Origin of the sequence: Azotobacter chroococcum (assembly GCF_004339665.1) — a bacterium.
Classification (GTDB): domain Bacteria; phylum Pseudomonadota; class Gammaproteobacteria; order Pseudomonadales; family Pseudomonadaceae; genus Azotobacter; species Azotobacter chroococcum.
Map to the genome: position 1 here is coordinate 20,749 of NZ_SMMU01000034.1, position 12,581 is coordinate 33,329.

Sequence of the window (12,581 nt, forward strand, 5' to 3'; positions counted from 1 at the left end):
ACCTGATGCCAAGCCCATCCGCTGCAGCCCCGACGTAGTTTCTGCGCTCCTCGGGGCTTGCAGCCTCTTGCTTCAGCGCTGGCAGGCGGTGCGGCCGATCGCCCGTTCAATATCGCGCTTGCAGGCCAGCAGGGCCTCCTGGATCGCCTCGACGTGCCGCGCCGCGCGCGCGGAGGGCAGCACCACGGAGATGGCGTAGCGGCCCAGGTAGGTGTCCAGGGCCACCGAGCCGCCGCTGATGCCCTCGCTGCACTCCTCATGGTCGAAGGTGAAGCCGGTCTTGCGGATCTCCGCCAGCTCGGCCAACAGGGCCGGCAGGTCGCGGGTGTGGCGGGTCATCTGCGGCAGCGGATCGGGCAACAGCGCACGCACCTCGTCGTCGCCGAGGCCGGCCAGCAGCACCTTGCCGGCCGAGGTCGAATGCATGGGCGCGAAGGCGCCGATGGGAAACACCACGCGCAGGTCGCGCTCGGCGACGATGCGGTCGATCACGTGGATCTTCTCGCCGGCCGGCTTGGACAGGGCCACCGACTCCTGTAGCCGGTTGGACAGGCACTCCAGATAGGGCCGCACCAGGGAAATGATGTCGGTCTGGGTCTGGTAGACCAACTGGCCCACCGCCGCGCCCAGGCGGAAGCCGCCGCTGGGGCCCATGGCCTCGACCAGGTACTCGGTCTCCAGCGCGCAGACGATGCGCTGCACGGTGGAGCGTGGCAGCTTAACCGCCTGGGCGATCGCCGCCAGGCTGAGTCCCTGGGGATGCTCGCTCAGGGTACGCATGATCGCCGCGGCGCGGGCGATCACCTGGATGCCGCCCGCCTTGCTCTCTTCGCCGGTTTCCGGCGCTTCTCTGCTCATCACTGGCTACTCGTCAAAATCATCGCGGCCCCTCCGCCCGCACATCCCCGGCGCGGAACGGTCGAATCGACCGCCCCTGCCACTCCTCCCTGAACCGGCCGGCATTTTCTCTCCTGTCACAGGTTTTTACGAATCTGCTATTACCCAGTAAAAACCACCTAATGATACACTGCACCGCAATACGGTACAAAAATCCCTCTTTCCCCCTTTCACCAGGAGAGCCGCCCCGTGAAACGCAGAGCTCCATTCCCCTTCATCCAAAGCCTGCCGCTGGCCCTAATCCTGCTGCTGGCGGCGTGCAAGGAGGCCGAGCAGGCGGCCGCCCCCGCGCCGCCTGCGGAAGTCGGCGTCTATACCGTGCGGGCGCAGCCGCTGACCCTGACCACCGACCTGCCGGGCCGCACCTCGGCCTTCCGGGTCGCCGAGGTGCGCCCGCAGGTCGGCGGCATCCTCCAGGAGCGCCTGTTCACCGAAGGCAGCGAGGTGAAGAAGGGCCAGCCGCTCTACCAGATCGACCCGCGCACCTACGAGGCGGAACTGGCCCGCAGCGAGGCCAACCTGAGCACCGCCGAGAACCTCGCCAAGCGCTACGAGCGGCTGCTGCAGACCAGCGCGGTCAGCCGCCAGCAGTACGACGACGCGATCTCCGCCTGGAAGCAGGCCCAGGCCGAGGTGCGGGTCCGGCGCATCGACGTGCAGTACACCAAGGTGCTGGCGCCGATCAGCGGGCGCATCGGCCGCTCCACCATCACCGAGGGCGCGCTGGTCACCACCGGCCAGACCCAGGCGCTGGCCACCGTGCACCAGCTCGATCCGATCTACGTCGACGTCACCCAGCCGATCGTCCGCCTCCTCGAACTGCGCAGCGCGCTGGAGTCCGGCCGCCTGCAGAGCAGCGGCAAGGACCAGGCCGAGGTCAGCCTGACCCTGGAGGACGGCAGCGTCTATCCGCTGACCGGCACCCTGAAGTTCTCCGAGGTCAACGTCGACCAGGGCACCGGCTCGGTGACCCTGCGCGCGGTCTTCCCCAACCCCGAGCGCAAGCTGCTGCCCGGCATGTTCGTCCACGCCCAGCTCAAGGAAGGCGTGCAGCAGAACGCCATCCTGGTCCCGCAGCAGGCGGTCATTCGCGATGTCCGCGGCGTCGCCACCGCCTGGGTGGTCAAGCCGGACAACCGCGTCGAGCTGCGCGAGCTGGAAACCCTGCGCACCGTGGGCAACGCCTGGCTGATCGGCGAGGGCCTGGCCAGCGGCGAGCGGATCGTCGTCGAGGGCACCCAGCGGGTGCGCGGCGGCGCCACGGTCAAACCGGTCGAGGCCGGCAACATCGACCTGGTGGCCGACTTCGCGCCCACCACCGGCCAGGGGGGACGCTGAATCATGTCGCGCTTCTTCATCGACCGGCCGATCTTCGCCTGGGTGATCGCCCTGGTGATCATGCTCGGCGGCGCCCTGGCCATCCTCAAGCTGCCGATCACCCAGTACCCGAACATCGCCCCGCCGGCGATCCAGATCAGCGTCACCTACCCCGGCGCCTCGGCGCAGACGGTGCAGGACACCGTGGTGCAGGTGATCGAGCAGCAGCTCAACGGCCTCGACGGCCTGCGCTACATTTCCTCGGTCAGCAACGCCGACGGCAGCCTGCAGATCACCGTGACCTTCGAGCAGGGCATCGACCCCGACATCGCCCAGGTCCAGGTGCAGAACAAGCTGCAGCTGGCCACCCCGATGCTGCCCGAGGAAGTGCAGCGCCAGGGCATCCGGGTGGTGAAGTACCAGGTCAACTTCATGCTGATCATCGGCCTGGTGTCCACCGACGGTCGGATGACCGGCTTCGACATGGGCAACTACATCATCTCCAACCTGCAGGACCCGATCTCGCGGACCAAGGGGGTCGGCGACTTCCAGGTGTTCGGCTCGCAGTACGCGATGCGCATCTGGCTCGACCCGGAGAAGCTCAACAGCTACCAGCTCACCCCGCAGGACGTGGTCGACGCGGTCAGCGCGCAGAACGTGCAGATCTCCTCCGGCCAGCTCGGCGGCCTGCCGGCCAGCAGGGGCGTGCAGCTCAACGCCACGGTGATCGGCAAGACCCGGATGCGCAGCGCCGACGAGTTCAGGGAGATCCTCCTCAAGGTCAACCGCGACGGCTCGCAGATCCGCCTCAAGCACGTCGCCGAGGTCGGCCTGAGCGCCGAGAACTTCTCGATCGCCTCCCGGTTCAACGGCATGCCGGCGGCCGGCATGGCCCTGCGCCTGGCGCCCGGCGCCAACCTGCTGGAGAGCGTGGCGGCGGTGCGCGAGACGGTGGACAACCTCAAGCCCTACCTGCCCGAAGGCGTCGAGGTGGTCTATCCCTACGAGACCGCGCCGATGGTCTCCGCCTCCATCGAGGCGGTGGTGCACACCCTGTTCGAGGCCATCGTGCTGGTCTTTCTGGTGATGTACCTGTTCCTGCAGAACTTCCGCGCCACCCTGATCCCCACCCTGGCGGTGCCGGTGGTGCTGCTGGCTACCTTCGGCGTGCTGTTCGCCTGCGGCTTCACCATCAACGTGATGACCATGTTCGCCATGGTGCTGGCCATCGGCCTGCTGGTCGACGACGCCATCGTGGTGGTGGAGAACGTCGAGCGGATCATGGTCGAGGAAGGCCTGTCGCCGAAGGAGGCGACCCGCAAGTCGATGGGGCAGATCTCCGGCGCGCTGGTCGGCATCGCCCTGGTGATCTCCGCGGTGTTCCTGCCGATGGCCTTCTTCGGCGGCTCCGCCGGGGTCATCTACCGGCAGTTCGCCATTACCATCATCTCGGCGATGTCCTTCTCGGTGCTGATCGCGCTGGTCTTCACCCCGGCGCTCTGCGCCACCCTGCTCAAGCCGGTGCCCCAGGGCGAGCATCACGAGAAGCGCGGCTTCTTCGGCTGGTTCAACCGCACCTTCGAGCGCAGCGCCGACGGCTACCAGCGCGGCGTGGGCGGCATCCTCAAGCGGCGCTGGCGCTTCATGCTGATCTACCTGCTGCTGATCGGCGGCGTCGCCTTCCTGTTCGAGCGGCTGCCCGGCTCCTTCCTGCCCAACGAGGACCAGGGCACGCTGTTCGTGCAGGTGCAGCTGCCGCCGAACTCCAGCGCCGAGCGCACCGAGGCGGTGCTGGCCGAGGCCCGCGACTGGCTGCTCAACGAGGAAGGCGCCACCGTCGCCTCGGCGTTCACCGTCAACGGCTTCAACTTCGCCGGCCGTGGGCAGAGCTCGGGCCTCTTGTTCGTCAGCCTGAAGCCCTTCAGCGAGCGCACCACGCCCGCGCAGGACATCTTCGCCCTGGCCGGGCGGGCGGCCGTGCGCTTTGCGCAGATCAAGGACGCCATGGTGATCCCGGTGGTGCCGCCGGCGGTGCGCGAGATGGGCAACGCCAGCGGCTTCGACATCTTCCTGCAGGACTACGCCGGCCTCGGCCACGAGGCGCTGATGGCGGCGCGCAACCAGTTCCTCGGGCTGGCCGCGCAGGAGCCGGTGCTGACCATGGTGCGTCCGAACGGCAAGGACGACGAGGCGCAGTACCAGGTGACCATCGACGACGAGAAGGCCCGCGCGCTGCAGGTGTCCATCGCGGAGATCAACAACACCATGTCGGTGGCCTGGGGCTCGGCCTACGTCAACGACTTCATCGACCGCGGCCGGGTGAAGCGGGTCTACGTCCAGGGCAAGCAGGACGCGCGCCTGGCCCCCGAGGACTTCGACAAGTGGTACGTGCGCAACGCCGAAGACCAGATGGTGCCCTTCTCCGCCTTCGCCAGCGGCCAGTGGGTCTATGGCTCGCCCAAGCTGGAGCGCTACAACGGCATCTCCTCGGTGGAGATCCTCGGCCAGCCGGCCGCGGGCTACAGCACCGGCGACGCCATGGCGGCGGTGAACCGCATCGCCGCCCAGCTGCCGCCGGGCATTGGCATCGCCTATACCGGGCTATCCTACGAGGAACGCGCCGCCGGCTCGCAGGCGCCGGCGCTCTACGCGCTGTCGCTGCTGATCGTGTTCCTCTGCCTGGCGGCGCTGTACGAAAGCTGGTCGGTGCCCTTCTCGGTGATGCTGGTGGTGCCGCTCGGGGTGCTCGGCGCGGTGGCCGCCACGCTCTTGCGCGGGCTGTCCAACGACGTGTTCTTCCAGGTCGGCATGCTCACCACCATGGGTCTCGCGGCGAAGAACGCGATCCTCATCGTCGAGTTCGCCAAGGACCTCCACGAGCACCAGGGCCGCACCCTGCTGCAGGCCGCCAGCGAGGCCGCGCGCCTGCGTCTGCGACCGATCATCATGACCTCGATCGCCTTCGCCCTCGGCGTGCTGCCGCTGGCCATCGCCACCGGCCCCGGCAGCGGCAGCCAGCACTCGATCGGCACCGGCGTGCTCGGCGGGACCCTGGCGGCGACCTTCCTGGCCATATTCTTCGTGCCGCTGTTCTACGTCATGGTGGTCAGGGTGTTTGAAAGAAAAGAAAGGACGGCCGAAACCGAAGGAGTGACTGCATGAAGCGCAAATACCTGACCCTGGCGGTGGCCTGCGCCCTGGCACTGCCGGGCTGCACAATGATTCCCGACTACCTGCGCCCGGAAGCGCCGGTCGACGCCACCTGGCCGCAGGACGCCGCCTATGCGCCGGAGCAGCCGGCCACCCGGCCGGCCGCGGACTTCGGCTGGGAGGAGTTCTTCCGCGACCCGGCGCTCAGGCAGATGGTCGCGCTGGCCGTGGACAACAACCGCAACCTGCGCCAGGCGGTGCTCAACGTGGAAGCCTATCGCGCGCTGTACCGCGTGCAGCGCTCCGAGCTGTTCCCGCAGATCGACGTGGAAGGCACCCAGAGCCGTCAGCGCTGGCCCGCCGACTACGGCAGCGGCGGCGGCGGCGGGGCCAGCGGCGGCAGCAGCGAGGGCGGCCAGACGAGCGCGGCCCCCAAGCCCGAGGCCTTCATCCAGACCCACCACTCCGTGACGCTGGGCACCAGCGCCTGGGAGGCGGACCTGTTCGGGCGCATCCGCAGCCTCACCCGCCAGACCAAGGAGGACTACCTGGCCACCGAGGAAGACCGGCGCAACGTGCACATCGCCCTGGTCGGCGACGTGGCCACCGCCTACTTCGCCTGGCGCACCGACCAGGCCCAGCTCAAGCTGACCGAGTCGACCCTGGCCAGCTACGAGGAGAGCCTGAAACTGATCGAGGCCAGCGAGGAAGTGGGCGTCGCCTCGCAGCTCGACGTGCGCCAGGCGAAGACCCTGGTGGACCAGGCCCGCGCGCAGAAGGCCCTCTACACCCGGCAGATCGCCGAGGACGTCAACGCCCTGCGGCTGCTGATCGGCGGTCCCTTCCCGACCGACCTGCCGGCCGGCCTCGACATCAACGACGCCATGCTCGCCGGCTTCCCCGCCGGACTGCCCTCCGACCTGCTGCTGCGCCGGCCGGACATCCGCGCCGCCGAGCACCGCCTGCTGGCCGCCAACGCCAGCATCGGCGCGGCGCGCGCGGCGTTCTTCCCGAACATCAGCCTGACCGCCCGGGCGGGCACCGCCAGCCGCGATCTGTCCGGCTTGTTCGACTCCGGCTCGGGTACCTGGAACGCCGTGCCGACGATCAACATTCCGATCTTCACCTTCGGGCGGCTCAAGGGGAACCTGGAGTACACCAAGCTGCAGAAGGAAATCAACGTCGCCGCCTACGAGTACAGCATCCAGACCGCCTTCCGCGAAGTCGCCGACGGCCTGGCCGCGCGCGGCACCTACGACGACCAGCTCAAGGCCCAGGGCGACCTGGTCGACAACAACCAGGCCTACTACGAGCTGGCCCGCCAGCGCTACGACGAGGGCGTCGACAGCTACCTGACGGTGCTCGACGCCCAGCGCGAACTCTTCGCCGCCCAGCAGCAGCGGCTCAACGACCGTCTGCTGCAGCTGAACGGCGAAGTCGGCCTGTACAAGGCGCTCGGCGGCGGCTGGGAACGCGGCAGCATCGCCGATGCGGCGACGACGGCCGCCGTCACACCCTGAACTGGCAGCGCGACCGGGCCACGCAAGGCAGCCCGACCCTAGAGCAGTTTCACCCTATTCAGATTCGCCTTTGGGGGGCGATCAGGATAACGACATGCGTGGATGGCCGCTCCGTAGGTCGGGTTAGCGTAGCGTAACCCGACAGCCTGCCCGGCATTGCCTGTCGCGTCGGGTTACGCCCTACGGGCTAACCCGACCTACAGTTGCAGCAGTGATCCGGTATTTCATGAAAATGCCCTAGTCGACCGTCTCCTCGAGCAGGGCTTGCGCGCAGGCGCTGGCCGACGCTCCGGGATCCGCCGCTTCCGGAATGGCCTTGTCCAGCACCATGACCTCCAGCGCCATCCCGGCCAGCAGCGCCCGGACGCGCTCGAGGTGCTCGGCCCGGGTCAGACGGCCCGGCACGACTTCCACCAGCGGGATCAGGTGGGGCGGGCTCTGGAAATGGACGATCAGCAGCCGCCCGGGATGGCGCATGTTCTCGGCCAGCCGGTCGGGGGACAGGTCGCGCGTGTTGCTGGCGATGACGGCCTCGGCATCGACGATCCGCTCCAGCTCGGCGTAGAGCGCCCGCTTGAGCTCGAGCCGCTCGGGAAGCGTCTCGATGAGCAGCCAGACGCCGGCGACGTCCTTGAGCCGCATGCTGGTGGCGAGCCGCGCCAGGGTCGCCGCCGTCCGCTCCCGCTCGAAACGACCGGCATCGGCCAGCTCGGTCAGGATCGCCCGGGCCGCGGCCGGGACGCCGGCGAGCTGCTCCGCCGAGGGATAGAACAGCAGCACCTCATGGCCATGCCGCGCGAAGTGGGTGGCAATGCCGATGCCTCTCGGGTCGGAGCCGAGGATGGCAATGGAGGGTGAAGACATGGAGGGGTTCCATTCTTGTTGTTATTGTCCCTGGCCGGGCAGGAGGTCGGTCGCGCTCGATCGCCGGTCCCGCCCCGAAGCACAGGCTGGCCGGCCCCCTGTGCGCGCCGCGCCGGATCATACCGTGCGGCGGCGTGACCGGCACGCGACGGCTCGAAGCGCCCGACGGGCTACCTCGGGATAATAATGTCATTGCGCCATGACAAGGATGCCGGATTCCAACACAGCGCCTCGCCCGCCGCCAGCCCCGGCATGGAAGGGACGCCGGAAGCAGGACGCCTCCGGCAGCGCCCGGTAACGAAACGGGCCACACAAGGTGGCCCGGTTTCCTGCACTGCGCGAGGTATCAGCTGAGCAGGAACATCCCGAACAGACCGCCCAGCGTGCCCCACTTCAGGCTGTAGTAGAGGTTGCGGCTGCGCTTCTTCAGCGCCTTGCCCTGTAGGCGCAGCCGGTACAGGTACTTGAAGGCACGATTGACCCCGCCGGTCCTGTCGCCGGCGTCGTTGGGCGAGCTGGCGGCGGCCATCACCGTGCGGCTGAACCAGCGGTTCAGCGCGGTCGCCCAGCCATACTTCAAGGGGCGCTCCATGTCGCAGAAGAAGATCAGGCGATCCTGGTCGGTGGTGTTCTCGGCATGGTGGATGTAGGTCTCGTCGAACACCACCGCCTCGCCGTCCTTCCAGGCGTAGTGCTCGCCGTCGACGCTGATGAAGCAAGCCGGATCGTTGGGGGTGGACAGGCCCAGATGGTAGCGCAGCGAACCGGCGTAGGGGTCGCGGTGACGCACCAGCCGCGCGCCCGGCGGCAGCACGGTGAACATCGCCGCCTTGACCGAGCCGACCTCCTGCAGCAGCGCGGTGGTCTTCGGGCACAGCTTGCTCGCCGAGGGATGGCTGTCGCCGCCGTACCACTTCAGGTAGAAGCGCTTCCAGCCGCTCTTGAAGAAGGAGTTGAAGCCGGCATCGTTGTAGGTGTTGGAACGCTTGATCTCACCGGCCTGGAACAGCGCCTGCGCCTCGTCGCGGATGGTCTCCCAGTTGTCCTGGAAGCGCTTCATCTCCGGGAAGTCGTCGGGCGACAGGTAGGGCTTGTTGGGCACGCTGGAGGTCAGATACAGGAGGGTGTTCAGCGGCGCCAGGAAGCTCGAATGGTCGGTGAGCTGACGGGGGAGCTTGTGACGGACCCGGCCGCGCAGATGCACATAGCCGACGGAAAAGACCAGAACTGCAAGGATGAGGAATTTCACGGGCACTGGGATCATGACTGGAAAAAGGAAAAAACCATGCTACGCCGGAGCGGACCGAGATGCCATCAACGAAGCGGACAGGCGCCATGCTGCCGGACGGGCTGACCCGCTATTCCGACCTGGCGGTCATGCTGCCGGCGGCCGGGGTGATCGCGGTCTGGCTGCTGGCGGGAAGATCTCCGCGCGCGCTGCTGGCCTGGCTGGTCACCCTCGGCGCCTGCTACCTGCCGGTCGCCCTGAGCAAGCTCGCCTTCAAGGGCTGGGGGTTCGGCATACGCGCCCTGGACCTCACGGTCATCAGCGGCCAGGCGATGAACGCGACCCTGATGCTGGTGGTCCTGACCAGTCTGCTGGCCCGGCAGATCCGCCCCGCCTGGCGCTGGCCGGCGGCCCTCGCGGCGCTGGCGGTAGCCTGGTGGTACGGCCTGCTGCAGATCGCCGCTGCCACGCACCCCGTGTCCGAGGCCGTCGCCGGCTGCCTGCTCGGCACGGCCGGCGCTCTGCTCTTCCTGCGCCGTCTCGAAGGCCTCGCGCTGCGGCGCATCCCGGCCGGCGTCCTGCTCCTCGGCCTGCTCGCCATCGGCGCCGCCACCGAGGCCCCGCGGCTGCCGGTCGAGGTCTGGCTGGACCGCCTGGCGACGGCCCTCTCCGGCCGGCCGGCGGCCTTCGCCCCGCGCGCCTGGCGCGACTGAGGCGCGGCTACGGGCCGCGCCCGGGCCGGACGCCGCGCTTTTTCGAGGAATCTGGCACGAACGTCATACAACCGTCATGGAATTGTCGTGGAATAGCCCGGCACCAACATTATGGCATTTTGCCTTACCCCAGCGGGGGTCCCTCCATGACCGTCACCGAGCAGCTGAGCGCCCTGGACCTGATCCTTGCCCGCGGCACCCTGAGCACCCTGTTCCAGCCCATCCTCAGCCTCTCCGAACGCTGCGTCCACGGCTACGAGGCGCTGAGCCGCGGCCCCTCCAACAGCCCCCTGCACGCGCCCATGCCGCTGTTCGGCGCCGCCCGCCACGCCGGCCGGCTCAGCGAGCTGGAAGCCCTGTGCCGGAAGAACGCCTGCCAGCGCTTTCGTGAACTCGGCCTCGACGGCCGGCTGTTCCTCAACGTCTCGCCGGAGGTCCTGCTGGAGCCCGGGCGGCGCACCGGGCACACCCTCGAACTGCTCAAGGAGCTGGGCATCGCGCCGCAACAGGTGGTGATCGAGCTGACCGAGCAGACCCCCATCGAGGACTTCGGCCTGCTCGATGCGGCGCTGTGCCACTATCGCGCCATGGGCTTCTCCATCGCCCTCGACGACCTCGGCGCCGGCTACGCCAGCCTGCGCCTGTGGTCCGAGCTGCGCCCCGACTACGTGAAGATCGACCGCCACTTCATCGACGGCATCGACCGCGACCCGCTCAAGCGCGAATTCGTCGACTCCATCCTGCGCATGGCCAGGGCCTCCGAGGCGCGGATCATCGCCGAGGGCATCGAGCGCCCCGAGGAGCTGGCCACCCTGGTCGAGATGGGCGTCGACCTGCTGCAGGGCTACCTGTTCGCCCGCCCCGCGGAGCGCCCGGCCGAGATCCGCGACTGCCTGCCAGCGACCAGGCTGGCCGGCCCGTCCCTCGTCGAGGAAGGCGGCGACCTTGGCATGCTGCTCATCGAGCAGCCGGGGGTGGCCGACAGCACGCCGGTCGCCGAGGTCCTCGAGCGGTTCCGCAGCCAGGCCTCGCTGAACCTGCTGGCAGTCCTCGATGCCGGGCAGCGCCCGGTCGGCGTGGTCCACCGCCAGGCGCTGTCCGATGTCCTGCTCAAGCCCTTCGGCACCGAGCTGTTCGCCCGCCGGCCGATCCAGCGGCTGATGGGCGAGGACTTTCTCGCCGTCGACCAGGGCCATTCCCTGCAGCAGGTCAGCCGCCTGCTGACCGGGCGCGCCCGCCAGCGCATCGAGGAAGACTTCGTGATCACCCGGGACGGTCGCTACCGGGGCATCGGCCGGGCCATCGACGTGCTCCGGCTGATCACCGAGCAGAAGCTGCAGCAGGCGCGCCACGCCAACCCGCTGACCCTGCTGCCCGGCAACGTGCCGATCCAGCAGTACCTGACCCGCCTGCTGCAGAACCCCCGCGAGGCGCTGGTCTGCTATGTGGATATCGACCACTTCAAGCCGTTCAACGACTGCTACGGCTACGCCAGGGGCGACGAGGTGCTGCTCGACCTGGCCCATTGCCTGGGCGCCCGGATCGACCCGCAGTGCGACTTCCTCGGCCATATCGGCGGCGACGACTTCCTGCTGGTGCTGACCTCCGCCGACTGGCGCCAGCGCCTGGCCCGCCTGCAGGAGGACTTCGCGGCGCAATGCCAGCGCCACTACCGAAGCGAGCACCTGGAGGCCGGCTACTTCGGCGGCCATGACCGCCGGGGCCGCCCCAGCCAATTCCCGCTGCTCAGCCTGTCGCTGGGCTGCGTCCAGCTGTTCCCCGAAACCTGCGCGCAACTGGACGCCGCCCGGCTCGCCGAACTGGCCTCGCAGGCCAAGCAGCAGGCCAAGGCCGTGCCGGGCAACAGCCTGAACCTGGTCGACACCCGCCAGCTGGCGCGGCGCCGGGACACCGCCCGGCAGGCGCAGGAGAACGGATTACCTGATACCGCGCTTGCATTCCAAGGCACATGCGAACGTGCCGAGTCCTGCGCGACGTCCGCTAGTTAGCTATGGAGATTTTCATGTTGGGTTTCTTGCGCAGCCTGAGCATCAGGGCGATCGTCACCACCACCCTGGCCTGTTTCGCGCTCTTGATCGGCATCATCGCCGCGCTGGGCTACACCGGCACCGATATGGCCAACCAAGCGCTCGAGGACCGGACACAGACCGCCACCCGCATCGACCTGCTGCGCCAGATCGACAGGCTGAGCCTGAAGGTCTTCGCGCACCTGGAGGCCTACGGCAAGATGAGCGCCGTCGGCCTGGTCGGCATGGTGGAGCGGCAGGAGCAGCAGGCCGAACTCCGGGAACTGCTCGGCACGGCCCGCACGTCCCTGGCGGACTTCAAGGCCATGCCGCCGTTCGCCCGGGAGGACGGGCGCCAGCTGCTGGAAACGGTGGCCGGCGATCTGGACGAAACCCTGGCGGCGCTCGACAGGCAGCTGCAGGCCTGGGTCGAGCAGGATACCGGCACCTACGACCAGCTCGAGGACGAGATGATCTTCAAGCGCGGTCCCAAGGTCGCCAGAGATCTGGCCGATACTCTGGCCTACCTCGAAGCCCATGGCGCACGGCAGCTGGCCGACTATCACGCCAGTCTCACCGCCTTCGCCATCATCGGCGGCCTCGCGCTGACCGTCGCCCTGCTGCTGCTGCTGGCCCTGCGGGCGATGCTGATGGGCTTGGTGGTCCGCCCGGTGGGCGAGGCGGCGGAACATGTGCAGCGCCTGGCGCGGGCCGACCTGTCGCAGGCGATCCCGGTCGGCTCGGGCAACGAGATCGGCCAGTTGCTGGGCGCGCTGCGCGAGATGCAGGACAGCCTGGTGCGGATCGTCGGCAGCGTGCGCGCCGGCAGCGGCTCGATCCTGGTCGGCGCGCAACAGATCGCCGG

At 68.7% G+C, this 12,581-nt stretch carries 9 protein-coding genes; 6 read left to right on the forward strand and 3 right to left on the reverse strand.

Features of this window, described 5'->3' with window-relative positions; translation table 11 throughout:
* Positions 1-72: 72 nt before the first annotated feature.
* Complete coding sequence (locus tag EV691_RS19180) at positions 73-858, reverse strand: IclR family transcriptional regulator (RefSeq protein WP_131299362.1); 786 nt, start codon at positions 856-858, stop codon at positions 73-75.
* Between the two features lie 228 nt (positions 859-1,086).
* Between EV691_RS19180 and EV691_RS19185 the strand changes: the two genes are divergently transcribed.
* From EV691_RS19185 to EV691_RS19195, 3 genes are read left to right on the forward strand one after another with little or no spacing between them, the layout of a single operon-like run.
* Positions 1,087-2,235 (forward strand): efflux RND transporter periplasmic adaptor subunit, encoded by a 1,149-nt coding sequence (locus EV691_RS19185; protein ID WP_131299360.1) that lies wholly within the window; start codon positions 1,087-1,089, stop codon positions 2,233-2,235.
* 3 nt (positions 2,236-2,238) lie between these two features.
* Positions 2,239-5,376, forward strand: coding sequence for an efflux RND transporter permease subunit (locus EV691_RS19190; protein WP_131299357.1), 3,138 nt, complete (start codon positions 2,239-2,241; stop codon positions 5,374-5,376).
* Positions 5,373-6,884, forward strand: coding sequence for an efflux transporter outer membrane subunit (locus EV691_RS19195; RefSeq protein ID WP_131299354.1), 1,512 nt, complete (start codon positions 5,373-5,375; stop codon positions 6,882-6,884). Before EV691_RS19190 ends, EV691_RS19195 begins: the two co-directional genes overlap by 4 nt.
* Positions 6,885-7,121: 237 nt before the next feature.
* Here EV691_RS19195 and EV691_RS19200 read toward each other — a convergent pair whose 3' ends face one another.
* Both EV691_RS19200 and lpxO read right to left on the reverse strand, forming a co-directional pair.
* Positions 7,122-7,748: a 3-hydroxyacyl-CoA dehydrogenase family protein gene (locus EV691_RS19200; protein ID WP_131299351.1), complete on the reverse strand. Its 627-nt coding sequence runs from the start codon at positions 7,746-7,748 to the stop codon at positions 7,122-7,124.
* Positions 7,749-8,094: 346 nt separating this feature from the next.
* On the reverse strand, positions 8,095-8,997 hold the full coding sequence (gene lpxO / locus EV691_RS19205) for a lipid A hydroxylase LpxO (protein WP_131299348.1): 903 nt from the start codon (positions 8,995-8,997) through the stop codon (positions 8,095-8,097).
* A gap of 59 nt (positions 8,998-9,056) precedes the next feature.
* On the opposite strand from lpxO, the gene EV691_RS19210 reads away from it, so the two are divergent.
* The 3 genes from EV691_RS19210 to EV691_RS19220 all read left to right on the forward strand — a co-directional run.
* The gene (locus EV691_RS19210; RefSeq protein WP_242672580.1) at positions 9,057-9,689 is read left to right on the forward strand and encodes a phosphoesterase; all 633 of its coding nucleotides are present in this window, start codon (positions 9,057-9,059) and stop codon (positions 9,687-9,689) included.
* Positions 9,690-9,835: 146 nt separating this feature from the next.
* Positions 9,836-11,698 carry a bifunctional diguanylate cyclase/phosphodiesterase gene (locus EV691_RS19215; protein WP_131299345.1) on the forward strand — a complete coding sequence of 621 codons (1,863 nt, stop codon included), beginning with the start codon at positions 9,836-9,838 and terminating at the stop codon, positions 11,696-11,698.
* A gap of 14 nt (positions 11,699-11,712) precedes the next feature.
* On the forward strand, positions 11,713-12,581 hold an 869-nt coding region (locus EV691_RS19220), incomplete at its 3' end, for a HAMP domain-containing protein (protein WP_131837560.1).